The 26,662-nt window shown below is 41.1% G+C and carries 21 protein-coding genes; 9 read left to right on the top strand and 12 right to left on the bottom strand.

Annotated features, from left to right (window positions below):
- Positions 1–75: 75 nt before the first annotated feature.
- The 6 genes from paaZ (at position 76) to OWEHO_RS11010 (ending at position 6,038) form a co-directional block, all read left to right on the top strand.
- A complete protein-coding gene (paaZ, locus tag OWEHO_RS11035) occupies positions 76–2,127 on the top strand; it encodes a phenylacetic acid degradation bifunctional protein PaaZ (RefSeq protein ID WP_014202559.1) in 2,052 nt (683 codons plus the stop codon).
- Between the two features lie 162 nt (positions 2,128–2,289).
- Positions 2,290–2,667: a GxxExxY protein gene (locus tag OWEHO_RS11030; RefSeq protein ID WP_014202558.1), complete on the top strand. Its 378-nt coding sequence runs from the start codon at positions 2,290–2,292 to the stop codon at positions 2,665–2,667.
- Positions 2,668–2,729: 62 nt separating this feature from the next.
- The gene (locus tag OWEHO_RS11025; RefSeq protein ID WP_014202557.1) at positions 2,730–3,068 is read left to right on the top strand and encodes an antibiotic biosynthesis monooxygenase family protein; all 339 of its coding nucleotides are present in this window, start codon (positions 2,730–2,732) and stop codon (positions 3,066–3,068) included.
- A gap of 84 nt (positions 3,069–3,152) precedes the next feature.
- A complete protein-coding gene (locus tag OWEHO_RS11020) occupies positions 3,153–4,223 on the top strand; it encodes a CNNM domain-containing protein (RefSeq protein WP_014202556.1) in 1,071 nt (356 codons plus the stop codon).
- A 55-nt stretch (positions 4,224–4,278) separates the two neighbouring features.
- Positions 4,279–5,049, top strand: a complete 771-nt coding sequence (locus OWEHO_RS11015) for an enoyl-CoA hydratase/isomerase family protein (RefSeq protein WP_014202555.1) — start codon at positions 4,279–4,281, stop codon at positions 5,047–5,049.
- Between the two features lie 44 nt (positions 5,050–5,093).
- Positions 5,094–6,038 carry a DUF3078 domain-containing protein gene (locus OWEHO_RS11010; RefSeq protein WP_014202554.1) on the top strand — a complete coding sequence of 315 codons (945 nt, stop codon included), beginning with the start codon at positions 5,094–5,096 and terminating at the stop codon, positions 6,036–6,038.
- Between the two features lie 57 nt (positions 6,039–6,095).
- On the opposite strand, the gene OWEHO_RS11005 is transcribed toward OWEHO_RS11010, so the two are convergent.
- Both OWEHO_RS11005 and OWEHO_RS11000 read right to left on the bottom strand, forming a co-directional pair.
- Positions 6,096–7,568, bottom strand: a complete 1,473-nt coding sequence (locus tag OWEHO_RS11005; RefSeq protein ID WP_014202553.1) for a gliding motility-associated C-terminal domain-containing protein — start codon at positions 7,566–7,568, stop codon at positions 6,096–6,098.
- A gap of 9 nt (positions 7,569–7,577) precedes the next feature.
- Entirely contained in the window at positions 7,578–8,246 is a 669-nt protein-coding gene (locus OWEHO_RS11000) for a DUF2461 domain-containing protein (RefSeq protein WP_014202552.1), read from the bottom strand.
- Positions 8,247–8,348: 102 nt separating this feature from the next.
- Between OWEHO_RS11000 and OWEHO_RS10995 the strand changes: the two genes are divergently transcribed.
- Positions 8,349–10,442, top strand: coding sequence for an alpha-ketoacid dehydrogenase subunit alpha/beta (locus OWEHO_RS10995; RefSeq protein ID WP_014202551.1), 2,094 nt, complete (start codon positions 8,349–8,351; stop codon positions 10,440–10,442).
- Positions 10,443–11,136: 694 nt separating this feature from the next.
- Here OWEHO_RS10995 and OWEHO_RS10985 read toward each other — a convergent pair.
- The 4 genes from OWEHO_RS10985 to OWEHO_RS10970 are packed head-to-tail and all read right to left on the bottom strand — an operon-like array spanning position 11,137 to position 18,206.
- Positions 11,137–12,513, bottom strand: coding sequence for a M20/M25/M40 family metallo-hydrolase (locus tag OWEHO_RS10985; protein WP_014202549.1), 1,377 nt, complete (start codon positions 12,511–12,513; stop codon positions 11,137–11,139).
- On the bottom strand, positions 12,510–14,549 hold the full coding sequence (locus OWEHO_RS10980; RefSeq protein ID WP_014202548.1) for a T9SS type A sorting domain-containing protein: 2,040 nt from the start codon (positions 14,547–14,549) through the stop codon (positions 12,510–12,512). Before OWEHO_RS10980 ends, OWEHO_RS10985 begins: the two co-directional genes overlap by 4 nt.
- A gap of 9 nt (positions 14,550–14,558) precedes the next feature.
- A complete protein-coding gene (locus tag OWEHO_RS10975; protein WP_014202547.1) occupies positions 14,559–15,971 on the bottom strand; it encodes a DUF819 family protein in 1,413 nt (470 codons plus the stop codon).
- A gap of 33 nt (positions 15,972–16,004) precedes the next feature.
- A complete protein-coding gene (locus OWEHO_RS10970) occupies positions 16,005–18,206 on the bottom strand; it encodes an endonuclease MutS2 (RefSeq protein WP_014202546.1) in 2,202 nt (733 codons plus the stop codon).
- A 168-nt stretch (positions 18,207–18,374) separates the two neighbouring features.
- Between OWEHO_RS10970 and OWEHO_RS10965 the strand changes: the two genes are divergently transcribed.
- Positions 18,375–18,839, top strand: coding sequence for a hypothetical protein (locus OWEHO_RS10965; protein WP_014202545.1), 465 nt, complete (start codon positions 18,375–18,377; stop codon positions 18,837–18,839).
- Positions 18,836–20,281: an LruC domain-containing protein gene (locus OWEHO_RS10960; RefSeq protein WP_014202544.1), complete on the top strand. Its 1,446-nt coding sequence runs from the start codon at positions 18,836–18,838 to the stop codon at positions 20,279–20,281. The genes OWEHO_RS10965 and OWEHO_RS10960 overlap by 4 nt, the downstream gene beginning before the upstream one ends.
- 88 nt (positions 20,282–20,369) lie before the next feature.
- Here the strand turns inward: OWEHO_RS10960 and lysS are convergent, their stop codons facing one another.
- From lysS to OWEHO_RS10935, 6 genes are all read right to left on the bottom strand, one after another.
- Positions 20,370–22,094, bottom strand: a complete 1,725-nt coding sequence (gene lysS / locus OWEHO_RS10955) for a lysine--tRNA ligase (protein ID WP_014202543.1) — start codon at positions 22,092–22,094, stop codon at positions 20,370–20,372.
- Positions 22,095–22,214: 120 nt separating this feature from the next.
- Positions 22,215–22,751 (bottom strand): hypothetical protein, encoded by a 537-nt coding sequence (locus tag OWEHO_RS10950; protein ID WP_014202542.1) that lies wholly within the window; start codon positions 22,749–22,751, stop codon positions 22,215–22,217.
- A 78-nt stretch (positions 22,752–22,829) separates the two neighbouring features.
- Complete coding sequence (locus tag OWEHO_RS18390) at positions 22,830–23,036, bottom strand: hypothetical protein (RefSeq protein WP_014202541.1); 207 nt, start codon at positions 23,034–23,036, stop codon at positions 22,830–22,832.
- 156 nt (positions 23,037–23,192) lie between these two features.
- Positions 23,193–24,737: a hypothetical protein gene (locus OWEHO_RS10945; protein ID WP_014202540.1), complete on the bottom strand. Its 1,545-nt coding sequence runs from the start codon at positions 24,735–24,737 to the stop codon at positions 23,193–23,195.
- Positions 24,738–24,956: 219 nt separating this feature from the next.
- On the bottom strand, positions 24,957–25,610 hold the full coding sequence (locus OWEHO_RS10940) for a bifunctional 4-hydroxy-2-oxoglutarate aldolase/2-dehydro-3-deoxy-phosphogluconate aldolase (protein WP_014202539.1): 654 nt from the start codon (positions 25,608–25,610) through the stop codon (positions 24,957–24,959).
- A gap of 9 nt (positions 25,611–25,619) precedes the next feature.
- Positions 25,620–26,660, bottom strand: a complete 1,041-nt coding sequence (locus OWEHO_RS10935) for a sugar kinase (RefSeq protein ID WP_014202538.1) — start codon at positions 26,658–26,660, stop codon at positions 25,620–25,622.
- Between the last annotated feature and the right edge of the window lie 2 nt (positions 26,661–26,662).

The raw sequence follows: 26,662 nt of genomic DNA, 5'->3' as shown, positions 1-26,662 counted from the left end.
TCAACTTTAAACCCTTCAACTTTCCAACCTATTTTGTTCCCTTATCTTCGCCTTTCCAAAAATTAAAAGATAAGCATGAAAAATATACAGAACTATGTAATGGGCGAATGGGTAAATGGCGAAGGCGAAGAGCTGGTTGCCACCAATGCCATTACCGGTGATGCCATAGGGATAGTGTCAAGCGCAGGTTTAGATTACGAAGCTATTTTAGATTACGGACGTAAAAAAGGTGGTGCCGCTTTGCGCAAAATGACCTTTCAGGAACGTGGTCGTATGCTTAAGGCTTTGGCGCTTCATTTGGTTTCTATTAAGGATAAGTTTTACGAACTGAGCTATGCCACTGGTGCTACCAAAATTGACAGCTGGGTAGATATCGAAGGTGGTATTGGAAACCTTTTTGCCAATGCTTCTCTTCGCAGACAGTTTCCTGATCTACCTTATTATGTAGATGGTCAGCCAGCAGCACTTTCTAAAAACGGAACCTTTATCGGTCACCACATCATGGTGCCAAAAAGAGGTGTTGCCGTTCATATCAATGCCTTCAATTTCCCTGTGTGGGGAATGTTGGAGAAGATAGCCGTGAACCTAATGGCGGGAGTTCCTGCTGTGGTGAAGCCTGCAGAGTCCACTTCATTTCTTACCGAATTAATGGTTCGTGAAATCATAGCTTCCAACATTTTGCCGGAAGGCGCACTACAAGTAGTAACCGGCCTTGGCCGTGGAATTATTGATCACGTACAAACTGGCGACACGGTTACTTTCACGGGAAGTGCCGCCACGGGTAAAAAGCTACAGGCTCTTCCGCACATTATAGATCGCTCAGTTACTTTCAATCTGGAAGCGGACTCATTAAACGCGGCCATTTTGGGTCCTGATGTGGAGCCGGGCATGCCTGAGTTTGACCTTTTTGTAAAAGAAGTTCAACGCGAAGTAACCTCTAAAGCTGGACAAAAATGTACCGCTGTCCGCAGAGTTTTGGTGCCAGAAGATAAAATGGACGCTGTTCAGGAGGCCCTTACTTCCCGCTTGAGCAAAACCGTAATTGGAGACCCTCAGACAGAAGGTGTTCGTATGGGGTCGCTTGCCAGCAAATTGCAGGTGGAGCGCTTGGTTGAAAACGTAGAACGTTTGATGAAAAGCCAGGAAGTGGTGTATGGCGACTTACGCGACTTTGATGTGGTAGGCGCTGATAAGTCTAAAGGTGCTTTTGCTTCGCCAATCCTTTTCAGAAATAATGATCCATTCAAAAATACAGATGTACACGATGTAGAGTGCTTTGGTCCCGTGACCAGCATGATGCCGTACAAAACTTTGGAGGATGCTGTAGAAATTGCCAATATGGGTAAAGGTTCTTTGGTATCATCTATCATTACTGCTGACGATAAAATTGCTCGTGAATACGTTGTAGAAGCGGCTCACATGCACGGCCGTATTCATGTGCTTAATGCTAAATCTGCCAAAGAAAGCACAGGTCATGGTTCGCCAATGCCATTGCTTACGCATGGTGGCCCAGGCCGCGCTGGTGGTGGTGAAGAAATGGGCGGAAAGCGTGGTGTATTGCACTACCTGCAGCGTACCGCCATTCAAGGTCACCCGGATACTATTATGGAAATTACTCAGGTTTACCAACCGGGAGCATCTCGTCCAGAATCTGAAAAGCATTTGTTCCGTCAGCATTTTGAAGAGCTTAAAGTGGGCGATACAGTTTACACACATAAACACACCGTTACCGATGCAGATATTGCCAGCTTTGCCCAGGTAAGTGGCGATAATTTCTATGCTCACGTGGATGCCACATCTTTGGATGGGACCATTTTTGAAGGTAAAGTAGCTCATGGTTACTACGTACTTTCGAAAGCAGCGGGAATGTTTGTGGATCCCCGCAAAGGACCGGTTTTACTAAACTATGGTCTTGATGAATGTCGCTTCACTAAGCCTGTTTACCCCGGAATGACCATTGGCGTGAAATTCACCGTAAAGGAAAAAATAGACCAGGAGAAAAAGAGCGAGGATGATATTGCAAAAGGTATCGTTCGCTTTAATGTGGATGTGTATGATGAAACCGGTGAGACCGTAGCTTTGGCGACTATTCTTACCATGGTAAAGAAGATAGATCAGAGTTCTTAAAGGTTCACGCAAAGGGCACAAAAGAAAACGCTCGCAAAGGCACAAAGAATGTTTAGCGTGTTTTGCATGTATTAAAACCATGATGGGGTACAAAGTATGTTGAAGAAGGTTTGTGTCCTTTGCGAAAACCTTTGCGTGCTTTGCGTGAAATAGATATCTGTTATGACCGAGAATGAAATTTCATATGAAATAATTGGTGCGGCAATTGAACTGCACCGTGCTTTAGGTCCTGGTTTGCTTGAAAGTGTTTATGAAACGGCATTGGCTCGAGACCTTTTAGAACTGGATTTTCAAGTGGAGCAACAAAAGGGTTTGCCTTTCACTTACAAAGAGCTGGAATTTGATCGTGGTTTTCGAATGGATCTTTTGGTGAATCAAAAGGTAATTGTGGAAATAAAGTCAGTAGAAAATTTGGCGCCAGTTCATTTCTCACAGACATTGACTTACTTGAAGTTAGCCGATAAGAAATTAGCACTCTTGATAAATTTTAACGTTCCCGTATTAAAAGAAGGCATTCATAGAATGGTTAATAACCTTTAATCTTTGTGCGCTTTGCGAAAAAACTTAGCGACTTTGCGTGAAACTTAAACCCGCGTTCTAACATGACAACTACCTGGAAAAACCAAACCCCACCTATCGCTCCTTTTTACGCGGTGATTTTCATTTCCCGCAAAGGAGAAAACCTGGAAGGCTATGAAGAAATGGATGCCCGAATGATGGAGCTTGCTCAGCAGCAAGAAGGCTACCTGGGCTATAGCTCTGTTTCAAAGCCAGATGGAGGCATCTTTATTAGCTATTGGCAGGATGAAGAAAGCATACAGAAATGGCGCGTAGACAGCCGTCATGGGGAGGCAAAAGGCAAAGCCAAAGACTGGTACGCTTACTACCACAGCATGATAAGCAAAGTGGAGAGCAGTTATATTTTTGGAGAGCAGTTGTAAGGATAATATTTTAGTCTGAAATATTTTGCTGTAACTCGTGAACAAAGAATGGTTTGCAGTTGCTTTGCATAAAACCTTTATAACATGGGTCTTCTCATATTTTATCTTTTATTGGCGCTGGTGGTGTCATTTTTTTGCTCTTTGCTGGAAGCAGTACTATTGAGCATTACTCCCAGCTTTATTGAGTCAAAACTTAATGAAGGCAAGGCTTGGGCTAAGCTAACCTTTGAATACAAAAAGGACATTGATAAACCCTTGGCCGCGATTTTATCTTTAAATACTATAGCCCATACAGTTGGTGCTGCAGGTGTTGGAGCTCAGGCAGGAAAAGTGCTTTCGAGTGTTTCTATGGGAATAATTTCCGGGGTTTTAACCTTTCTGATATTGGTGTTTTCTGAGCTTATTCCAAAAACGGTGGGAGCTAGGTTTTGGAAAAGTTTTACTTTTTTCACCACCAAGTCGTTACAGTTTTTGATGATCCCAATGTATCCATTTGTGTTGCTTTCGCAGCTTATAGCAAAAGCCATAAAGCGCAGCGATGAACCCACAGTAGAGCGAAGCGAAGTGGTGGCTTTGGCAGAAATTGGCCGTAGGGAAGGCGTGTTTACCAGCCAGGAAGCCAAAATTCTCACCAATATTATAAAGCTCAGATCGATTACGGTGAGAGACATAATGACTCCGCGCACCGTGATGGTGGCTGCTGAAGAAAGCACTACAGTCGGCCAGTTTCAGGCGGATAAAAAATACCAGCGCTATTCGCGGATACCGATTTATAAAGTAAATAGAGATAACATAACAGGCTTTATACATAAGTATGACGTGCTGCTTAATGGTGACGAAGGGTTACGTGATGTCAATACTCAACTAAAAGAACTTAGTAGAACCATTCCGGTGGTAGATCAACATCAAAACTTGTACACCACCTACAAATTTATGGTAGAAGGGAGTGCGCATATAGCCCTTGTGGTGGAAGAGTTTGGAGGTACCGCAGGCCTCGTAACTATGGAGGACATTATTGAAACATTGCTTGGGATGGAAATAATGGATGAGTTTGATACTACTACAGATATGCGTGAGTATGCTCGGGGTAGATGGCGTGAAAGAGCTAGCCGAATGGGCCTGAAAATGGACAAACAAAACAATAAGGAAACCTGACAATAAATTAGAAGCCATACTTTTGGCGAAATTTTTAAAAATCTAAAACTTCAATATGCAAGATCCAACGCAACAAGGACATGTTGAAACATCCATAGAAAATGGTTTGGCGACCATTCAGTTTTTTCACCCCATGAGTAATTCTCTTCCTGGAAAGTTATTGGCCAAATTGGCGGAAAGCATTACCGAGGCAGGAAACAACGATGAGGTAAAAGTCATCTTGTTAAAGTCTGAAGGAGAACGCGCTTTTTGCGCTGGAGCAAGTTTTGACGAGCTTACGTCTATTGAAGATTTTGATACCGGAAAGAAATTTTTTAGCGGATTTGCCAATGTCATCAACGCAATGCGCAAATGCCCAAAGTTGATTATTGGCCGTGTGCAAGGAAAAGCTGTAGGAGGCGGTGTAGGTCTGGCTTCTTCTGTAGATTATTGTTTTGCAACTAAGCATGCCGCTGTTAAGCTTTCAGAATTGGCAGTGGGTATTGGCCCATTTGTAGTAGGGCCTGCTGTAGAGCGCAAGCTTGGCCTTAGCGGAATGAGTGAATTGGCGATAAATGCTAACGAGTGGCGTGATGCGCAATGGGCAGAAAGTCGTGGTTTGTATAATCACACTTTTGACACAGTGGAGGAAATGGACGAGGCAATAGAAAAGCTTGTGGCGCAATTTCGCAAGTCCAATCCTGATGCAATGGAATCATTAAAGAAAGTGTTTTGGAGAGGTACAGACGATTGGGACAATCTTCTGATCGAAAGAGCCGAACTGAGTGGTAGAATGGTGCTTTCTGACTTTACCAAAAATGCCATTGCCGCTTTTAAATCAAAGTAAATTCTTATTTTTTCAATCAATATATTAACCTAATCAACACTACTATGAGGAAAATTTCTATTCTTTTAATTACACTATTTGCTGGGGGATACGCTTTCGGGCAAACGGATTCAGCTACAGCAGCACAAGACACAGCCTGGAAAGTAGGAGGAAATATGGGTCTTCAATTTGCGCAATCATCTTACCAAAATTGGCAAGCGGGTGGTGTGAATTCTGTCGCAGGTAATGCTATATTCAGTGTTTTTGCCAACTATGACAATGGTGGAGACTGGGGCTGGGCCAATAGCCTGGACGTGGCTTATGGTTTGAACCTTCAGGAAGATGTTTTTAATAAGACAGACGACCGATTTGAGTTGGTATCTCGAGTAGATAGACATCTTAGTAAGAACTGGAGTTTGAGCGGTGAGCTAAACTTTAGAACCCAATTAACTGATGGGTATAGCGTGGCAGGAAGCAAGGATGTAGATGATCGTATTTCACGCTTTATGGCACCTGGTTATTTGCTAGTAGGTCTTGGAGCTACGTATGCGCCTAATGAAAACTTTACGGTTTACATATCTCCTGCAACTTCAAAAATGACTTTTGTGCAGGATCAGGTATTGGCTGATGCGGGTTCTTTTGGTGTTGAAGCAGCGGATACTGTAAATGGTGCTTATGTTGCAGGTAAGCAGTTTCGCTACGAAATTGGGGGATACGTAAATGTGACCTATCGTAGAGAGTTGCTAAAAAATGTAGATATGCAGTTTAAGCTTGACTTATTTTCAAACTACTTAGATGGACAGTATAAATACATTGATGTGAACAGTGAGTTTAAACTTTTCATGAAGGTAAACGACTTTATTTCAGCTAGTGTTGCTCTTAACCTTATTTATGATCATGATATTTTGTTTGACACAAACAATGATGGAATAATGGATGGTCCTCGTACGCAGTTTAAAGAAGTAATAGGAGTAGGTTTTGCCTATAACTTTGGCTACCAGCCAAAATAGATTTAGCGTACTTTAAAAGTATGGAAGAGCGTAGTAACCTCGGTTGCTACGCTTTTTTTATCTAATGAGGGTAAGGAAGTTTTTGTAGGTAAAAGGCTCATCGGTGTATGACCCGTTTATGATAAAGTAGTAAACGCCATCTGCAGTCTCGCGTGATTTATAGTTCCCGTCCCAACTAAAGTCGGAGCCTTGATGCTCATAAACCAGTGTTCCCCACCGGTTAAAAATTCTGATCTCAAAATCATTTAAGCACGGGATAGAAATGGGTTCGGTGAGTTGAAAGAAATCATTTGCTCCATCACCATTTGGGGTAAACACATTGGGAAACAACTCCTCTACATCAGGGTTTATCGATTCTAGGTTTATGACAAGACTTTCTGTGATGGTGTCTGTGTGTCTGCAGTTATAAGAAATAGCCTTAAGGTTAATTGCCATAGTTTTAACCAGGTTCACATCTAGGCAGTTTGGTGTATAGCAAATTTGACCCTGAACACTTCCAAAGCCATTTTTTTTTATTGACGAAGGAGCGGTACTGCCTTCATAGCCTGGTGTAGCTGCAAACTCTGAAGTCACATAAATGGAGTCTGTTTCATTGGAATCAACTACTAGAATAGAGATGCAGGTTTCTTCGCGCACGATAGTATTATAGCTAAGAGTTTGAGGTGCAACAAATGTGGGAAGAGTATTCGTTTCACAGGGTAAAACTTGAAGTTGCATATCCCGCCTCACTTCACCTATTCTTACACCACCTCGATACTCACTTACAGAATAGGCAAACACATATAATCCAATTTGAGACGCATTACATGTTAAAACTCCTGTGTTGCCATCAATTTGTAAGGAGGGATTACCAATAATAGCATTGTTTGCGGAGTAGCCAGTATTCCAGTTGATGGGGCTGTAAGGAGGTGCTTTTGCAGGATTGCTTCCCGGTGGGCTCGAAGGGCTGGTGTAGGGAGTTACCAATTCGTAAAATAGTGAATCGCCATCAGGATCGACAGCTCCGAGATCGAGCGTGCGCAACTGCTGTAAGCATAAAAAGCCTGCCGTGGGATATCGACCCAACCGTGGTGTGCTATTGCCAATAGCAGGGTCAGGTACCTTGACTGTCCACGTCATGCCCGTTTGGTCTGGGTTGACTATGTTGTCAATAATGGCATTGCGACAGCAGAGCTGGGCAGATAAAATATATCCATTGGGATTATTAGGAAGAGTAATGCTATCAAGGTAATTGTATTCCTCCACACATAGCGAAGGTGGCGAGTAGCATTCATCTCCCAAGGCAAGTGTGTCCCCGGGGTTTATCGCTATTAATACGCGCACTACTTCAGCGCCTGTGGCAGCATCAAATGCTGAAACATACATGTCTGTAAGTCTGGCGGTGCCCCTGCTACAATCTTTAAATATGGTAAGCATCACATTAAATTCGTTTCCACTTTTTTGAGTTACCTCAAAGTTTCCGCCAATAATATGTGAGCCTTTGGATGAAAGTCCAAGTAGTAATAGTAGTATGAGGAGCGAGTATCTCATAAATGAGATTTAGTTTGAGATGGCGTTTTTCAAAAAGGCACTTACTGGTGCACCAGCCGAAAAGTGCTCAAGGACGATAGGCATAAGTTCATCCGTTTCTATTAACGCTGGATCTAGCGTAGTCATATAATACAATTGCTTTTTATAAATCAACGGCTGTTTTTCTGCAGCCTCAGTAAGCTCTTTGGGTAGACGTTTGTTTTCTTCTCCCTTTAATTCGTCAAAGAAATTTACAAAGTTGGGATCATTTAGTAAAGCCTTTACTTTTTTGGGGTTGTCGGCAATTTTATGGCGTACAGCTGCCAATTGTTTTTTTTGTAAAAAATAAGCACCCCCGCCAACGCTTATATGTTCTGGGCCGAGCGAAATATAAAAGCCTGGTGAAGAATGATCCTTTCTTCCTTTTTCAGAAATAATAGCTGAGCGATCCAATTTATAGGGTGATTTATCCTGCGAAAAGCGGATATCACGATTTATGCGAAAAATACAGTCTTTAGCTTGGGCTGAAATAGAAGGATCAATTTGACGAGACTCCTCCAGTAGTGCCGATATAAAATTTTCAAAGGGTTTCTTTACAGACTTCTCATAGCGCTTGCGGTTCACATAAAACCACTCTTTGTGATTATTAGCGGCAAGCTCCTTAAAAAACTCTAAAAAGTCACGATCAAAATATTTCATAGCGCAGTAGATTAATTTCAAATTACGGCATTTCAAATTGGTTATGCCCTTACCTTATAGTTTACGATATTTGCAGCCCTCTTTTCACAAAAAGAAAATCGCATGAAAGACGCAAATACAGCACAGTCAATTTCTATTTCGAAATATATTCTAAAAAAAGCCTTTAGCTTGATGAGTACAGCCAAGAGTATGGCCGAGCTCTACGAAGGAAATAAGGAAATTACCGCGAAGTATGTGCATGCCACCAGTCGTGGGCATGAGGCTATTCAATTGGCAATGGCCATGCATTTGAAACCACAAGATTGGGTTGCACCATACTACCGTGATGATTCTGTTTTGCTGGGAATAGGTATGCGTCCTTACGATGTAATGTTACAGCTTTTAGCGAAACGCGATGATCCATTTTCTGGTGGAAGAACTTACTATTCGCACCCCAGTTTGAATGATGCGGACAAGCCAAAAATTCCTCACCAGTCTTCGGCTACGGGCATGCAAGCCATTCCTACCACAGGTGTGGCTATGGGAATTGCTTTAAAGGAAATCCATAATTTGGGGGAAAACTATGGTGCAGAAAAGCCTGTAGTTGTTTGTTCTATTGGAGATGCGGCAATGACAGAGGGAGAAATTTCTGAGGCCATGCAAATGGCGGCCTTAAAGCAATTGCCAATCATTTTTGTGGTTCAGGACAACGGCTGGGATATTTCAGCCAACGAAAAGGAGACTCGTGCTATGAACGCGGCAGAATATGCCGAAGGGTTTAAAAAGATAGAAACCCGCAGCATAGATGGTACCATTTTTAGCGAAAGCTATAAAACCATGGAAGAGGTTATCACTATTGTGAGAAAGGAAAGACGACCATTTTTGGTGCACGCAAAAGTGCCATTGCTAAACCACCATACTTCTGGGGTGAGGATGGAATTTTATCGTCACGATAAAGACGAATTGGCAGAAGCAAGGAGCCGTGATCCGTATCCAAAAATGATTCAGGAGTTGAAGGCTGCGGGGATTTCGGGTGCTGAAATTAATGAGATTGAGTCAGCCGCCATAGCAACTGTTGAGTCAGATTACAAAGAGGCTTTGAAAGCTGAAGATCCGCGCCCAGAAGATTTATATATGCATGACTTTGCGCCTACTTCCATTACTGAGGAAACAGGTGAGCGCGAGCCAAAGGGTAGAGAAAAAACCGTAATGGTAGATTCAGCGCTTTTTGCCATCAAAGAACTAATGCACAAGCACCCGGAAGCATTGCTTTATGGACAAGATGTAGGTGCACGTATTGGAGGGGTTTTTAGAGAAGCAGCTACATTGGCGCAGACTTTTGGAGACGACCGTGTATTTAATACACCCATCCAGGAGGCATTTATTGTAGGGTCTACAGTGGGCATGAGTGCTGTTGGCTTGAAGCCAATCGTAGAAGTGCAGTTTGCCGATTATATCTGGCCAGGTTTGAACCAACTGTTTACGGAGGTTTCACGAAGTTGCTATTTGAGTAACGGTAAATGGCCAGTGAGTATGATTTTACGTGTGCCAATAGGCGCTTATGGTTCTGGAGGCCCTTATCACTCTAGTAGTGTTGAGAGTGTGTTGACTAATATTCGCGGAATTAAAATCGCTTACCCAAGTACAGGGGCCGATTTGAAGGGGCTGATGAAAGCCGCATATTATGACCCCAACCCGGTAGTAATGCTAGAGCACAAAGGACTTTACTGGAGTAAAATAAAAGGTACTGAAGATGCCAAAACTGTAGAGCCATCCGATGATTATGTGGTTCCTTTTGGCAAAGGAAGAATCGCATACGAAGCGGATGAAGAAGCCATAGAAAATGGTGAATCATGCTGCATAGTTACTTATGGAATGGGTGTATACTGGGCAAAAGAAGCCTGGAAGCAGCACCAAGGCCAGGTAGAGGTAGTGGATTTACGCACGCTTTATCCTCTGGACGAAGATTTGATTACGGAGCGAGTAAAGAAGCATGGTAAGTGTTTGGTGGTAACCGAAGAACCGGTGAGAAATTCGTTTGCTCAAGGCTTGGCTGGATTTATTCAAAAGGAATGTTTTCGTAAGCTTGATGCTCCTGTAGAAGTAATTGGCTCAGAAAATATGCCAGCTATTCCATTGAATAGTACGCTTGAACAAGAAATGATTCCTAACGGAAAAAAAGTTGCTGAAAGGGTAAGTGAGCTTTTGGCTTACTAATTATTCTTAAAAGTATAATTAAAACATTTAAACAGTTCACGTCTATTAGGCGTGACTGTTAATGATGTTCCCTGAGGTGAGTTAATTAGATCAATAGATTTTCCCCCTCCTCCAAACGGAACATCAACGTGTAAATGCTCCAAGAAATTAATTATTGTATGCATTGTTCGATTTGTTAATAATTTATTTGAAGGCGAACGAATATAGAAATCTTTTTCAAGATAACAAGTTCTAATTAACTAAAAACCAACAAGGTATTTTTTGACTAAAGAAAAAACTATAAATGATTTGTCGAAAAAGTTATTGACAATGTTGGTGATTTTCACGGCTTGACGTGCGTGAGAGGGTTTTCCTACATCTGGAATTTGTAGATTTTTTAGGCTAAGTAGACATTGTATTTAAGCCAAAAAAATAATTGAACTTTACGAGTAGGTTGTGAAAACCACTCTTTTTCTGAAACAAACTGGATTTTTAGGAGGGAATGAAGGGAAAAAGAAAAGGGAGGTAAGCACCTCCCTTATTGTTGTAAAGTTAATTACAACAATTAACCAAACCTTAACCGGTATAAAGAACGGGTTATTGTTTCAAATAGTTCACGATAAGCATAAAAGTTTTTTAACAAATCTTACTTGAATGTTGATAATCAACAGGAAAAACTTTTATAAGGGTTGTTTTTAGGGCTTGATTTCACTTCTTATTTGGCAACTACATCATACTTATCAAGTAAATAAATGAATGCCGCCAAAGTTGCGGAGCCCGTCTCCAGCTCACGGGGACTTACAGATTCTATTACATCTGCAGCCGAATGATGGATGTCAAAATAACGGTGATTATCGGGGCGCAAACCCAGCATCACCAGATCTTTGCTGTATAGTTGTGAAATATCGGCTCCGGAACCTGTTTCAGTAAATTGGTGCAAGCCATAGGGTTCAAAAAGAGATCTGAATTCGCGAACACGGGCCACCAAACTATCAGGTGCTACCACGCTAATTCCTCTAGGTGAAAACCCGCCAGCATCTGACTCAATGGCAATGACGTGATTTATGTTTTCCTTTTTGCTTTCCTTGGCGTAAACTTTGGCACCATTTAGCCCAAACTCTTCATTCATAAAGAAAACCACGCGAACGGTGCGTTTAGGTAGAAGATCCATTTGCTTTAGAAGCCAAATAGCTTCCAGAGAATGCACGCAGCCGGCACCATCATCATGAGCCCCTGTGCCTAAGTCCCATGAGTCGATATGACCACCAAGAACAATTACTTCCTCCGGTTTTTCAGAGCCCTTTATTTCAGCCACAAGGTTGTAAGAAGTCACGCTGTCCTTACCTTCACAGTTCATTTTCATGAAAAACTCTAAGGACGGGTCTGCATTTAGGTTTGTGCTGAGTTGTTCAGCGTCAAGTGTGCTGATGGCCATTGCTGGAATTTTCACATCGGCACCTTTATAAGTCATACTTCCGGTATGAGGAAAGTCATTAATCGTGGCGCTAAGCGAACGGATTACTACGCCTACAGCTCCTTTTTTTGAAGCTTCCAAAGCACCCACATAACGCTGTTTGGCGCTACTGGAGTAGGCAAAAAAGGTGTTTATAAAAGCAGGGTTCATAGGAATGTTGTAGAAAGCGATTTTCCCTTCCAGCTCTGTAGTCACTGTATCTAATTGTTCAAAAGAGGTAATTTCAAAAAGAGGGGCTGTAAGGCCATTTTTAGGAGTGGCAATGGAACCTCCGAGTGCACAGGGGTTCAAAACAATTTTTCCTTCTGTGGTCTTGTAATTGGCTTCTTCGGCTTCTCCTCTTACCCATTGCGGAACAGTTACCGGCTGAAGAAAGGTTTTAAAACCAAGAGAGTCCGCTATTTTTTGAAAGTGATAAACAGCTTTAGTCGCATTCTCAGAGCCCGTTAATCGAGGTCCCATTTCGGTGAGCTCCTCAAGCCACTTGTAGCCTTGGTTTTTCACTAAAGCAGTGGTGTAGATTTCTTTTAGGGTTTCTTCATCTGTTGCAGGAGAAATTGTTTGAGCAAAGATTAAAAAGGGAAAAAGAGAAACAAGCCAAATAAAAATACGTGTCATAAAATTTCAACTTTAAGATCATGAGGGTAGTTTTGATCCTTTAGCCAAACTCTAAAGATGTAGATACCTTTAGGAAGGTCTTCAACTGTAATTAAACCTGTTTTAGCGTTAAGTTCTGTATGGCTCAAAGTCTTACCATAAAGGTCTATAACTTCAACATTCTTTATGCTTTTGTCTTTGGACGAAAGGTTTACTACCGAGGACGCTGGGTTAGGGTATAGTTGTATGTTCCGCGGTTGGGTTAGCGATAATTCAGGTTGTGTGAGGAATGGTGTGTTTTTAGCCCATACCAGACAGCCAAATTCGTTTTCATATTGAACGCCATAATGGCCAGGTGTACTTGCCTGGTAGAAGTACTTGGTTGCCCCAGAAATTGCAATGGTATCTCGATACCACTGATAATAAAAATATCCAGTGTCTATTGAAACTTGGTTTTGTTGCACAGAAATAGTTTGTTGCACAACGCTGGAAAAATCAACTGTACTTTCAAGCGAGTCTCTGCCATAGCTATTAGAGCTTATTAGCTTAAATGTATGCGTTCCTTGACCGGAAAACGTTTTAGAGAAAGATTTGCTTGTGTAACTAGTGCCGTCACTAAACTTCCAAAAGGAAGAGGTAGACCTAGGGCTGCTGTCAGTAAAGGTAAGGGTGGAGCTAGAGTCTGTGCAGGTCTGTGCATAAAATGCACAAGGTGCTATGTTTGAGTTTTTAAATTCATCCGCCCCAATATCGGGCGAGGTGACGGATCGAGATTCGCCATCAAAATCGAATAGGGTTCCGGTATTTCTCCCGGCCCCTACTAGCGCATCTGAGCAAGCGTGCAGATCTGTTTGAGAAATAAAGTTAGGGTTCTTCCAAACATGGTATTTATAAATGGAGAAATCAGAGAAATGCAGATACTGTTGGTTGCTGGTCGAAAAACCGATCGAATCTGATCCGTGTGGAGTAAAAAAGGAGTTGTTTTCAAAAATGTAAGGGATGATATCATATAGTATTATAGTTTGTTTATCACTATAAAAGGCATTGTTTTTTATACGTGTATTGGCTCCTAAATTTGCAAATACCAGTCCTCCCCAAATGCTATTGTTGTAAAGGTCTACGTTTTCTGTGGCGTTTATTTCTAAGGTTCTGACGTAAGAAACCACGAACGATTGTCCGGGAGTACTAAAAGTATGATTATGCTCATAACCTCCGGAGAGCATGTTATTTCTTAAAACCACATTTCCTGCATTGAGTACCATGAAATCTAGAAAGATAGCTTTGATAGAGGGGTTAGTTATAAGGTTTCCATCAATAAGCATTAGGCCGCTGCGGAGTTCCAAGCGGTTTGAGTTGCTGACATAATACATCTGTATTCCAACTTCGCCACCATCAATTCGATTGTGAGCAATGATTGTAGTGTCCGTAAAGTAGCCACCAAACTTTAGTGCAGTTTCTATATTAATAAAGTGATTGCCACTAATGACTTTGGTGCCCATGTGATATTTAGAATTGTAATAGGAGTATGCTGAGAATACCACCCCCATCTTTAGTCTCTGAAAAGTATTGTTGGAAATCTGTAAGCCTCCGTAGCAGTCACTAATGGTAAACCCTATGTTGTGATACCTCTGAAGCTTACCAACAATAAGACAACTATCAATAATAATGTTTTTACATCTTTCAATGGCACTTCCCTTGTCAGTATATACAGTATTAGTATTGGTAACGGGTATAAGCTTCAGGTTTTTAATTTTTATGTTTTCACATTCATAAATCATCGAAAACACCAAGGATGTATTGGAGGTGTCACCACTCTGAGATTCAATCGTTATTGTATCTGCCGGATTTATGCTGCCCCACATCATTGGAGTAGTATAGGCACCTGGTTTAATAAGGAGAGTTACTGGGCCAGAGGTGCCACCAAAATAAATACTGTCGCGAGCATCATTAAGAGTGGCAAAATCCGATGGAGCTGATCCCACGGTATATGTTCCGTTTAATTGAGCAGACGCTCCTATCACAAAGAGTGAAAGAATAAAAAGTAAAGTTGTCCTCATTAAAAAAAATTAAGGAGCCACGGCTTGCATTAGATAACCGCAAATCAATGCGCCATAAGTTCCAAGAGCATATCCTAGTACGGCCAATAATACGCCTACAGGAGCTAGGGAAGGATGGAAGGCTGCGGCAACTACCGGTGCGGATGCGGCTCCACCAATGTTTGCCTTACTACCCACGGCTAAAAAGAAGAAAGGAGCTCGGATAAGTTTTGCTACAATAACGAGCAGTGCTACGTGAACAGTCATCCAGGTAAGGCCTACGAGGAAAATTCCTGGGTTGTCAAAAATGGCCATGATGTCCATTTTCATACCAATAGTAGCCACTAATATATAAATGAATACACTACCCATTTTACTCGCGCCAGCACCTTCGTAATTTCTCACTTTGGTAAAACTCATTATTATACCAAAAGTGGTGGCGAGTACAATAAGCCAGAAAAAGCCAGAGCCCAAGCTGAATGTTTTTGCCAGGTAAGGGGCGTTGACATTTACCCAAGGGGCAATGATGTCAGCTCCCAAATGGGCAAGACCTGTAAAACCTAATCCAATACCTATTATTACCATTAAATCTGTAAAGCTGGGAATGCGTGCTGTGCGTTCGCTAAATTCCTGCATGTGGTTTTTAAGGGTTTCCACAGCAGAAGCATCAGCTTTAAAAAACTTGTCAATCTTAGCTGCTTTTCCCACACCAAGTAATAGGAAAAACATCCAAACTTCAGCCACGATAATGTCTACGGTAATCATCATGCTAAAGAGACCTCCTGAAATAAGGTTGGCATCTCCTTCTTTAAAAATCTCATACATGGCCAACTGATTAGCGCCTCCACCAATCCAGCTTCCGGCAATAGTGGTCATGCCTCGCCACACTTCATTGGGCGCCACCCCACCAACGATATCTGGAGCAAAAGATGAAAAAAGCATAATTGCCAATGGGCCTCCAATGACTACTCCGATAGTACCGGTTACAAACATGATAAGCGCCTTTGGGCCGAGCTTAAATACTTCTTTTAGATTAATGCTCAGGGTGAGCAAAACTAAACTGGCGGGTAGCAAATAGCGACTGGCCACAAAGTATAAATATGATTTTCCGATGAAAGGGCTTAGTAATGCTGGGTCCACTTCATTGGTCAGAACAAAGTTTTTGAAGTCTTTGAATTTTGTGATTCCGCTTAAGTCATAGCCGTTTTGAGTAAGCACTGCTATGGCTGCATCCATATCAATCCACTTTGGTGAGATTATGCCAAAGGTGCTAAATAGAGAAGGTAAAAAGTAGCACAGCAAAAGTGCTGGAATAATCTTGTAGAATTTTTTAAAACCGTTGAGCTCGGTTGTTTTAAAAATGAGCAACAGCAGTGAAATTAAGATTCCAAAAACTACAGCGTCATTGGTTATTAGGGGGATGTCCGATACTACTTCTTCCATAGAATATTGCGTGTTTGCGCCAAAAATAGGATTTTAAGATTTGCTGGGTTTGTCTCCTTGGTTTTTAGGTGAGTTCTTTTTTTGTGGAGCAAAGGTTTTCTTTCGTTTTTTCACCTTGGGAGCATTCTCCAATTTTGCTGTAGCCGGAATAAACTGCTCACGATTTACCGTGGTGGAAATATTCGCGCCAAGCGAAATAGTGTACTTGTCGCGCTTTATTTCAATGATGTTTCCTTTTATGCCGCTCTCAATTATCTTCACCTGGTCTCCTATCTTTACTGGAGCTTCTTTTAGTTCATTGATTTGCTTTGCCCTTCGGGATTGGGCTTTGCTAACGGTTTTTTTCTCTTCCTGCTCTGTTTCACCGCTGCGCTGGTTCAGAATTCCGATAAATCGGGAAACGACCTCTTTTTTATCTTTTTTTCCGGTTTGGTCCATCCAGCTATCTACCAACTTTTGAAAGCGTTGCCCCCAATAAATAATCCGGTCGTTTTCTTCATTTTGACGGGATTGTTTGCTGAGTTTTTCTTCCAATTTTTCGATGGTAGACTTTCGCTCTCTTTCTAGTTTTCTAAGCTTGGTAAGTTCTTGGTTTAGCTGATTTTTCTTTTTTTCAAGGTGCAGTTTATCATCTTGAAGTTGAACCAAAAGTTTATCTACTTGCAAAGTTTCCTTTGAAGTTTTGCCTTTTGCTTCATTAATAATATGATGGGGGATGCCACTTTTTCCAGCCACCTCAAAGGTGTATGAACTTCCAGGATTGCCCACCTCAAGCACATATTGTGGGTTTAGGTTTTTCTTGTCAAAAAGCATGGCTCCATTTTGAACACCGGGCAATTTTGCCGCCAAGGCCTTTATATCATTATAGTGAGTGGTGAAAATTCCGTAGACTTTAAAGGAATTTAGTTTTTCAAGAAAAACTTGAGCAAGCGAGCTTCCGAGCTCGGGATCGGAGCCAGAGCCAAATTCATCCAAAAGTAAAAGCGTATCATCATCAGCAAACTCTAAAAAGTGCTTCATTTTTTGAAGTTTAGAGCTGTAGGTGCTCAACTCATTTTCTATAGACTGGCTATCGCCAATATCTGCATAAATGCGAGAAAATAAGGTCATGGTGCTATCTGGATGTACGGGAACTAGAAGCCCAGACTGAAGCATCAGATCTAAAAGCCCTAAGGTTTTTAGGGTTATAGATTTTCCACCGGCATTGGGACCGCTAATTACAAGTATTCTGTGGTCTTGGTTTAGCTTTAAGTTTAAAGGAATGGTGGGCTTGCCTTTTTGGTCATTCAGAATTTTAAGAACAGGGTTGTAAGCCTCAATTAGAGTAATTTTCTTTTCATCCGAAATCACCGGAAGACAACATTCTTGTTTATAAGCAAACAGTGCCTTGGCTCGAGTAAAATCTAAATAGATAAGTTTTTGCTCCATTTGAAGAATAGGAGTTGCAAAGGGACGAAGCTGTTCACTAAGTTCTTTAAGTATTCTTCGTATTTCCTGTTTTTCATCATCCTGAAGTTTTGCAACTTCATTATTCACCTCCACAGTTTCGGCTGGTTCTATGTAGGTTATAGAGCTTTTGCTGCTGCTCCCATGAAAAATTCCTGGTACCTGTCCCTTATACGCAGATTGAATGGCAAGGACTCTTCGGTTCTCAGAAATAGTTTCGTCAAACTCGGCCAACACACCACGGTCACGATACTTTTTTACAGCTCTGGCAAAAATGCGGTCAGCTGCAGCTCGGCTTTTGTTTAATGAGTTTCTAATTGAGGCCAGTTCCTTTGAAGCATTAGAACGAATTTCGCCACGTTCATCTATTTTTTCATCGATGCTTTTGGTAAGAAAAGGATTTGGCTCAAGCTCCACCATGGTTCCAAATAGTATTTCAAACCTGTCCTTTTTCTTTTTTAGGAAGGTAAATAGTGACTCATAAACCAACAGTGTGGAGCGAAGTTCGGCAAAAGCTTTTGTCTCAGGAACGTTCCCTTTTATCTTTAACCTGTTTGCGGTTTCGGTGATTTCTGTAAACTGTGTAGAGGGAAAACTCTCATCAGAAAGTATATAAGCTAGAATCTCGTCAGTGGTTTCTAGTTCCTGATATATGGTAGTAGAATCAGATAAAGGAGAAAGGTCAAGAATTCTACGTTTTGATTCTGTTGAACTACAATGATTGCTGACAGCCTTTTTTACGAAGTTAAAGTCGAGAGATTCTAAAAGATTATTCGGGTATAATTCCATTCAAAAATAATTCCAAAGGGTAATTTACAAAGTCTCAAAATGAGACGATGGTTTCTATTTGGTTCAAGTTTAATAAATTAAATAAACATAAGCCACTAATACACAAGTGATTGTCGTTTGGCATAAAAATCAGATACATGTTGTAATCACTTAACAAATTATTAAACTATGAAGAAACTTATGCTTTTAGGCACTATGCTGGTACTGGCACTTTCTTCTTGTCAAAAAGACAAGGATCAAGTGAAGTCCAAAAATAGTGTAAATGCAGTCAGTACTGCCGACTTGGTAGTACCAAAAGACTTTGATTGGAAAACGACAAGGTTAACCACCTTGCGTATTGAAGGTTCTGACGCCATGTTTACTGGCAAGAGACCTATTGTTATTAAAACTGAAGATGACAGACTTATCCTTTCACGTCATGTAGGAATGAATGAGGATGTTGACATTCAATTTGAGCTACCTATTGCCTACAAGCAAATCAAGGTAGAATATGGGGCTATTACCAAGCTTGTGGATGTGAATAATGGCATGGCAAGTTTTGATTTTGTTCCTGCTGCCAATGAGGAAAGAATTATGGATGATTCGGAAAATCCTCAGCCTGAAGTTGAACTAATTAAAGTTGACGAAGAATGAAAAATTTAATACTATCATTGACCACAGTTCTTGTGGCGTCACTTTCGGTGAATGGAGCAGTAACCGAAAATTTTAACCATGGGAGTGAGTGCTATTCATGGATGAACTGCTGGGCTTTTTGTAATGTTGATATAAGAAGCCGCAGTTATGGGTGTAACCCAGCAAATGAAAGCCCAATGGCACAAACCTCACAACTACAGGGTTGGTGGGGCTGCTATAGCACAGCAAAGCTTTATTCACCATATGTTTCTTATGACGGAACAGGTAATGTGACATTTAAGCATAAGCTTAGTAGCACCAGTGGTAAGTATAGATACCTACAGGCTTACCTTATAGACGATCAAGGTAATTTAGGACCCAAAATTTTTCATCACACTTATATTTATAAGTATAATAAGCCAAATGGAGATCCTAGAAATGTGATTACGGAAACTATTCCGGTTACGTGGACAGGTGTTTACCGCATTAAGTGGTATTGGTTGGGATATGGTGGATCTAGTCGAGGTGTTATTGATGACATTTCAATGGATGGAATTTACGCTTCAGATCCTTGGAATTGGTGCCGACCAACTAACCCATGTCCTGATGCGGATAGTGATGGGTGCTGTGATAGTGAAGATGCTTACCCTAACGACCCTACGAAATGTGATAACTATTATGAGCCATCTAAGGATACCTACAACACAGTGGCGTATGAAGATTTATGGCCATATTCTGGAGACTATGACTTTAATGATAAAGTAGTGGATCGCTATAGTACTTATGGATTGGACAATAACGGTAAGGTTATAGATGTGGTTCACAAATTTTTCTTGAGAGCAGGTGGTGCTGGTTACCATAATGGGTTTGCAATCAATATGCCTGACCTTACGTCTAGTGATATCGCTTCTGTTACAGGTGCGGTAAACCCAGAAGAGTATACGGTGCTAAACGCGAATGGAACTGAAGCTGGTCAATCATCTGCTGTGGTTGTTGTGTGGGAAGATTGGTTGGATATCGTAACATGGGGTAGTGGAGGATACTTTAATACTGAGCCTAGTGCAACTCCAGGAACCTCTGATACGGTAACTATTCATATTACTTTCTCTTCACCACAAGAGTTGTCGGATATGACATTTGATCCATTCTTAATTAAAAATGGACTGAGAAATACAGAAGTACACCTTCCTTGGTTTGGACCAACAGATTTGGCAGACTTAAGTATGTTTAATACAGGTGATGATGATTCAGACCTAAATGGACCAGGAAACAATTATGTAAATTCCTCCAACAAGCCTTGGGCGATTTATACGCCTGTTCAAACTTTTGATTACCCAATTGAGAAAACAGATATAGTATTAGCTCATCTTAAGTTTGCGCAGTGGGCAAGTACTAATGGAGCTTCTTTCCCTGATTGGTATCTTGACCTACCAGGGTATAGAGATAGCAGCAAATTATACTAAGGGTATTTATAACAGTTAACCCCAAAGTAAAACGGGGCGGCCTTCTAAAAAGGCCGCCCCGTTTGTTTTTGTAAAATGGTAGTATTTTTTATTCAAACCAATTTTCTACATCTGGCAATTGTAAAGCAGGAATGTCCAGCTTTTTCTTTTTGCGGTATCCGTTCAATTGCTGGTGAACTTGAGTGGCTTTCGCTTCTTGTAGTTTTTTTACATTACCAAAAACTTCCATAACATGTGCGCTCCATTCTTTAGAAACACCAACTTTTTCAAAGTCTTCTTTCTTAGGAAGAACTGGTTTTTTCTCTGGACGCATCTGTGGGAAGAAAAGGACTTCCTGAATAGAAGTTTGTCCTGTAAGGAGCATAGTCAAACGGTCTATACCGATGCCCATACCCGATGTCGGAGGCATTCCGTATTCCAAAGCCCTAAGGAAATCCTGATCGATAAACATCGCTTCGTCATCTCCTTTTTCAGAAAGTGTAAGCTGCGCTTCAAAACGCTCACGTTGATCAATCGGGTCGTTTAGCTCAGAGTAAGCATTGGCTACCTCTTTACCATTTATCATCAGTTCAAAGCGCTCAGTAAGCTCTGGGTTGTCACGATGCTTTTTGCACAGTGGCGACATTTCTACAGGGTAATCGGTAATGAAAGTTGGCTGGATGTAATGAGGCTCACATTTTTCACCAAAAATTTCATCTATCAATTTTCCTTTACCCATGGTTTCGTCAGTCTCCACATGTAGTTTTTTACAAACTTCAAGTAGTTCCTTTTCGTCCATTCCGTTGATGTCGATGCCGGTATGTTCCTTAATTGCATCAATCATGCTAATACGCTTAAACGGAGCTTTGAAGCTAATTTCTTTATCTCCAATTTTCACCGTTGTGGCACCATTTACGGTTTTCACCACGTGCTCCAGCATCTTTTCGGTAAAGTCCATCATCCAGAAGTAGTCCTTATAGGCAACGTAAATTTCCATCACGGTAAACTCCGGATTGTGCGTGCGGTCCATTCCTTCATTTCTGAAGTCTTTTGCAAATTCATACACACCATCAAAACCACCAACAATCAGTCTTTTTAGGTAAAGCTCATTGGCAATACGCAGATAAAGAGGCATGTCCAGCGCATTGTGATGCGTAATAAACGGACGAGCAGCAGCTCCCCCAGGGATAGGCTGTAGTATTGGAGTTTCAACTTCCAAATAGTCTTTGGCGTTGAAAAACTCGCGCATGGCATTCATGATTTTGGTGCGTTTCACAAAGGTTTCTTTCACACCATCATTTACCACTAGGTCAACATAGCGCATGCGGTAGCGCATTTCAGGGTCGTTAAAACGGTCATGCACATTACCCTGATCATCAGTTTTTACAACTGGAAGAGGCTTTAAAGCTTTGCTCAGCACAGTAAAGGATTCTACCTCAATGGTAGTTTCTCCAACCTGTGTGGTAAATACTTTTCCTTTTATACCGATAAAGTCACCGATGTCCAGCAACTTTTTGAATACGTCATTGTAGAGCGATTTATCTTCTCCGGGACAGATTACATCACGGTTGAAATAAACCTGCACGCGACCCGATGCATCCTGAAGGTTGGCAAAAGATGCCTTTCCCATCACGCGAACGCTCATAAGGCGGCCAGCCAAAGACACAGACTTAAACGCCTCGTCTTCCTTGTTTTCTGGATATTGAGCTTTGATTTGCTCGGTGGTGTGGGTAATATGATACTCGGCTGCAGGATAAGGCTCAATGCCCAAGTCGCGAAGTTTTTTTAACGATTCGCGTCTTTGAATTTCCTGTTCTGATAAATGTTGGCTCATTGCTACGAAAAAATTTGCGCAAAGGTACTAATAGGAATGTTTATGGCGAGGGTTTTAGGTAATGGGGTATTGAAGATGTTTGGAATGACTTATAAATAATCCGTCATAACTAAGTATGAACTAGTATTGTTCTTCCGCGAAATACTTAACAATAGGCCATGCATATTTTTCGCTTATTTTATAGACAGGTATACCAGGATCACAGGTTCTATCGAATCCATGATAATAACATTCTTCTTCGGTTCCTGTAAACTTTGAAGCCTTAAGTTTAAATTCGACATTCAGATCAGCTTCTTTTGGAATTCTTAGGCATGGAATAATTAGAATCAAAGTATCCACTTCTTCAAGGTTTGAGACTTTAAACTTGACAACCCCACCACTACAGAATACACCACAGGAGCCATTATAGAAATCCAAGATGATACCTGTCAGCAGGAGTGTGTCAGAAAGGTGTTCAAAAGAATCATTTATGATTGTGTCACAATTTTCTGAATAGGGTGGTTTTCCTTCACTATCATGGAAAAGAATTTGGAAAGAACCATGAGGCAGGATTAGACCTTTAAGTGGGTCTTTATTTGTAAGTTCCTCATTAGTATCCTGTGCAAGGGATAATGAATTACACAAGATTAGAAAAATTGAAAGAAGGAGTGGTTTCACCGGGAAATAATTGTAGAGTTTAATCTAAAAGTAAAGTAATACATTTCAATTGCAAATCGGTGGTTTGGGAGATATGATTTAACTATATGGTTTCAAAGTTTTGTCATAGCGTTCTTCTTTTTGGCTAGCAGTCTTTGTTTCAGTTTTTTTAGAAGGTGGATGTTCTTTATTAATGGTTTTTCTCAATTGATTATAAAGTAGCCTGGAAAAAGCGCCAGCAATGCTTAAGATGATAAAAAGAATGAAGTCGTCCATTAGCCGAGTTTGAGATTTTGCTATATTCATACAAGACGTTGATTTTAGCAGCTACTAAGTTAACATGGATTTACAATTCGTGCAAAGCCTCAAGGTTTACTTACCACCAGCCAAGGCCGCAAAAAATGCTTTTGAGTTATGTTGTGCAAGGATAAAAACGACCATTCGAGAGGCTTTTTTTTGTGATTACAACCTCCCCATTTCCTCAAGCTTCTCTTTAAACTCCTTTCTCTCCTTTTTAAGCTGATTATAACTAGAGCCGAAAGAAATGAGTGCCCATCGTGATTTTCGTAAGAAGGAACTTATAAAATTGCTTGGTCCGGAGTTGTACTTTTTTAAACCTGCCCTTATTGTGTGTTTGTAAAACCGCATGTAGTCATTTACTGATTGATGATCAATGTGCTTTTGCACTCGGGCCAGTTCGGTTTTCATTACCTCCTTATCGATATAGTTGGGGTCTATAGCATAATCTTGATTTGTATTTTCTGGAAATGGCCCCAGCTCTGTAAAATGATTTAAATAATAAAAATTGTGCATCAAGAGAAAATCCAGTGAATTGAAGTTGCCCTTGGCATGCATTCCAAAGTAAGCATCGGCTATTGATCTTTCTGACCTATCAGGCATAGCCCACCCAAAAGGAGTGAAATCACTATCAGTATGGTTAAAATTCCCTTGGCAGGGAAATACGTTGAGGTAGAATTCGGTAGTAGCTTTTAATTTGGCATCTCTCTTTTGTCGTTTACCTGCCGATGAACCCATTGGCCAATTGTAAACAAGCTTTCCATAGTAGAGGAAAAAAGACTCATAACCATACTTCCAGCTTCGGTTCCACGCTTTATAGTAGTTGCCCGAAATACACTGCTTTTCCATAGACATTCTCCCGTTCATCCAGCCTGTCCACATAAAACCAGCCCATGGGCTTAGAAGCTTATACCCTCGAGGGTTGCCGGTAATGTTTTCTGAAGACTTTTTAATGGCAGCCATGTCGATAACCATGTTCCCACCAATGGGCACGGTACCATCTGGTGTCTGTATTTTGCCGCCATTTTTAGAAAGGAAGTTTTTGACTCTCCTATGAATGGCCCGGCATTCTGTTTTAAAATCACTTTCTCCATCCATAAACTTTTCTTGGGCAAAGTGTAAGTCATCATCCAGCAATTTAGTAGCGAGCAGCAAGCCCCAGATTATTCTAAAAATATGATCACGTGATACGGGTTTGTAAGAGGCTGCCCTAATTTTATTTATGGTTGTGGTTAGCCCTGAATTTTTAATGTAGCCTGTGATTGCACTTGCGTTTACGTCTGGAAACCCGGAGGTGATTTTAGGATTCTCCTCTAAAAAAGTAGAATAGTCAATGTCGTGCCTTACAAGGTACCCACTCAGTTTTGGTGGAAAGTTTTTTGGTGGGTTGGAGTTTGGAATCTGCGTAAATGTTTCTGCATTATAATCTAGCCGGTTTAAAGCGTCCAAGGCGTAGAACAATTCTTTTACTGTTTGCTCAGTGCTGAGGTTTGAATTTTTAAAAAGACGGTACTCAGTGGCCAGAAAGGCAATGTATGTGCCCAGAGTAAAGGTTGTTTCACCAGAGCGGAGTTCATGGTGGGTTCCATTCCAATATCTTGAAGAAAACGGAATACACTGTCCTGGTTTGTTTCCAATAGAAATAAAGGACTCGGCAAACCTGTTTCTACAGTAGTAGTATTTGCCAACGTTGTTAGGGTCGTAGGCCATGATGGATTGGAGGTTTGGTTGTGCTAGTCTAATTTAGGTGTTTTAGACTAAGCATACTAAGAGCCATGTAATTTGTGAAAGCGAAGAGCTCACTTATACGATACTGTATTTAGGGTATGCCCAAAAAATAAGAGAGAGAAACATCAAATGACATTTCCCTCTCTTGGCCTAAAATTAAAGTGAAACTTTAATGTTGTTGCCTAAATAGGCTAGTAAATCTTAATAGTGCGATGCTATATTTACACTTATGGAGACTTTTTCTTGTATAGCATCGTAGTCAAATTCTCCGTTTTCTTTTTTTGCAAAAAGCTTAGAACCCATACCTACGCACATTGCACCAGCGCTAAACCAGCTGTTCAAATTATCCTCAGTAGGTTCCACGCCACCGGTGGGCATAATTTGCAGCCATGGACAAGGAGCTTTTGCACCTTTTATCATAGCTGGGCCATATATGTTACCTGGAAACAGTTTTAACAAAGGCACGCCCCAACTGTATGCAGTTTGCATTTCAGTAATGGTACCACAGCCTCCAGTCCAAAAAATATCATTGGCACTGGCTGTTTTTGCTAAATCTTCATTAATAAAAGGGGATACCAAAAAGTGAGCTCCTATTTCTATAAATTGTTTGGCTTGATCCACGCTAGAAATTGAACCAATACCCAAAGCAAGTTCCGGGTACTTGGAATTGCAGTAAGCCAAAAGATTTTCAAATACCTCCACTGCTTTTTCACCACGATTGGTAAATTCTATTACTCGGGCTCCTCCAGCAAAGCAAGCGTCTACAAGCTTTTTAGCTACTTCAGCATCAGCGTTATAAAATAGCGGAACTATTTTCGTTTCCGCCATTTTGGCTATTACATCTTCTTTTTTCATAATTGGAAATTATCTCGCAACTCTACCAGAAGAATCACCACCCATTAATTTTTCTACTTCTGCGATGGTTACCAGGTTGGCATCACCTTTAATGGTGTGTTTCAAACATGAAGCAGCTACTGCAAAGTTTAGTGCCTGTTGGTCATCACCATCATACTTCAGCAATCCGTAAATCAGTCCACCCATAAATGAGTCTCCACCACCTACACGATCTACGATATCGGTGATTTGATACTGTGGAGATTCGTACAATGTTTTACCATCATAGAGAACACCTGCCCACGAGTTGTGAGAAGCAGAAATAGAACCTCTTAATGTGGTAATTACTTTTTTGGCGCGAGGGAATTTTTTCAGCATTTGGTCGCAAACCGATAAAAATGCTTCGCCTTTTACGTGCTCGCCTTGAGTGGTAATATCCAATCCTTCGGGCTTAATGCCAAAGTGCTTTTCAGCATCTTCTTCGTTGCCCAAAATGATGTCGCAGTAAGCCGTTAATTCGGTCATTATCTTCTCACGATCGCCACCGTATTTCCACAGCTTTTGGCGATAGTTCAAGTCGGTAGAAATGGTCAATCCCATTTCGCTGGCTACTTTCAATGCTTCAAGACAAGCATCGGCTGCACCTTGCGAAATAGCTGGTGTAATGCCGGTCCAGTGAAACCAATCAGCTCCTTCAAAGGCTTTTTTCCAGTCTACCATGCCAGGCTTAATTTCTGCCATAGCAGAATGAGCTCTGTCGTACACTACTTTACTACCTCTATTTACAGCACCGGTTTCTAGAAAATAAATACCTAAACGGTCGCCTCCCCAGATGATGTTTTCACAGTTTACACCTCTTTTGCGCATTTCCATCATGGCACATTCGCCAATGTCGTTTTGAGGCAAACGCGTTACAAAATCTACAGGAACCCCATAGTTCGCTAGTGATACAGCTACGTTAGATTCTCCACCTCCGTAAACAACATCAAAGCTATTGGCTTGAGAAAATCTTAAAAATCCATTAGGTGACAAGCGAAGCATGATCTCCCCAAATGTTACAACTTTTTTCATTT

Origin of the sequence: Owenweeksia hongkongensis DSM 17368 (assembly GCF_000236705.1) — a bacterium.
In the GTDB taxonomy this organism is placed as follows: Bacteria; Bacteroidota; Bacteroidia; order Flavobacteriales; family Schleiferiaceae; genus Owenweeksia; species Owenweeksia hongkongensis.
This window is presented reverse-complemented; position numbering and strand designations above follow the sequence as displayed.

What these genes read in the sequence shown, in the direction of transcription:
- OWEHO_RS10945 (WP_014202540.1), bottom strand. Translation starts at nt 24,737, where the DNA reads ATGGCCTACGACCCTAACAACGTTGGCAAATACTACTACTGTAGAAAC.
- OWEHO_RS11025 (WP_014202557.1), top strand. Translation starts at nt 2,730, where the DNA reads ATGACAACTACCTGGAAAAACCAAACCCCACCTATCGCTCCTTTTTAC.
- OWEHO_RS18390 (WP_014202541.1), bottom strand. Translation starts at nt 23,036, where the DNA reads ATGAATATAGCAAAATCTCAAACTCGGCTAATGGACGACTTCATTCTT.
- OWEHO_RS10975 (WP_014202547.1), bottom strand. Translation starts at nt 15,971, where the DNA reads ATGGAAGAAGTAGTATCGGACATCCCCCTAATAACCAATGACGCTGTA.
- paaZ (WP_014202559.1), top strand. Translation starts at nt 76, where the DNA reads ATGAAAAATATACAGAACTATGTAATGGGCGAATGGGTAAATGGCGAA.
- OWEHO_RS10980 (WP_014202548.1), bottom strand. Translation starts at nt 14,549, where the DNA reads ATGAGGACAACTTTACTTTTTATTCTTTCACTCTTTGTGATAGGAGCG.
- OWEHO_RS10940 (WP_014202539.1), bottom strand. Translation starts at nt 25,610, where the DNA reads ATGAAAAAAGAAGATGTAATAGCCAAAATGGCGGAAACGAAAATAGTT.
- lysS (WP_014202543.1), bottom strand. Translation starts at nt 22,094, where the DNA reads ATGAGCCAACATTTATCAGAACAGGAAATTCAAAGACGCGAATCGTTA.
- OWEHO_RS10985 (WP_014202549.1), bottom strand. Translation starts at nt 12,513, where the DNA reads ATGACACGTATTTTTATTTGGCTTGTTTCTCTTTTTCCCTTTTTAATC.
- OWEHO_RS11005 (WP_014202553.1), bottom strand. Translation starts at nt 7,568, where the DNA reads ATGAGATACTCGCTCCTCATACTACTATTACTACTTGGACTTTCATCC.
- OWEHO_RS10935 (WP_014202538.1), bottom strand. Translation starts at nt 26,660, where the DNA reads ATGAAAAAAGTTGTAACATTTGGGGAGATCATGCTTCGCTTGTCACCT.
- OWEHO_RS11015 (WP_014202555.1), top strand. Translation starts at nt 4,279, where the DNA reads ATGCAAGATCCAACGCAACAAGGACATGTTGAAACATCCATAGAAAAT.
- OWEHO_RS11030 (WP_014202558.1), top strand. Translation starts at nt 2,290, where the DNA reads ATGACCGAGAATGAAATTTCATATGAAATAATTGGTGCGGCAATTGAA.
- OWEHO_RS10970 (WP_014202546.1), bottom strand. Translation starts at nt 18,206, where the DNA reads ATGGAATTATACCCGAATAATCTTTTAGAATCTCTCGACTTTAACTTC.
- OWEHO_RS11000 (WP_014202552.1), bottom strand. Translation starts at nt 8,246, where the DNA reads ATGAAATATTTTGATCGTGACTTTTTAGAGTTTTTTAAGGAGCTTGCC.
- OWEHO_RS10965 (WP_014202545.1), top strand. Translation starts at nt 18,375, where the DNA reads ATGAAGAAACTTATGCTTTTAGGCACTATGCTGGTACTGGCACTTTCT.
- OWEHO_RS10995 (WP_014202551.1), top strand. Translation starts at nt 8,349, where the DNA reads ATGAAAGACGCAAATACAGCACAGTCAATTTCTATTTCGAAATATATT.
- OWEHO_RS11020 (WP_014202556.1), top strand. Translation starts at nt 3,153, where the DNA reads ATGGGTCTTCTCATATTTTATCTTTTATTGGCGCTGGTGGTGTCATTT.
- OWEHO_RS10960 (WP_014202544.1), top strand. Translation starts at nt 18,836, where the DNA reads ATGAAAAATTTAATACTATCATTGACCACAGTTCTTGTGGCGTCACTT.
- OWEHO_RS11010 (WP_014202554.1), top strand. Translation starts at nt 5,094, where the DNA reads ATGAGGAAAATTTCTATTCTTTTAATTACACTATTTGCTGGGGGATAC.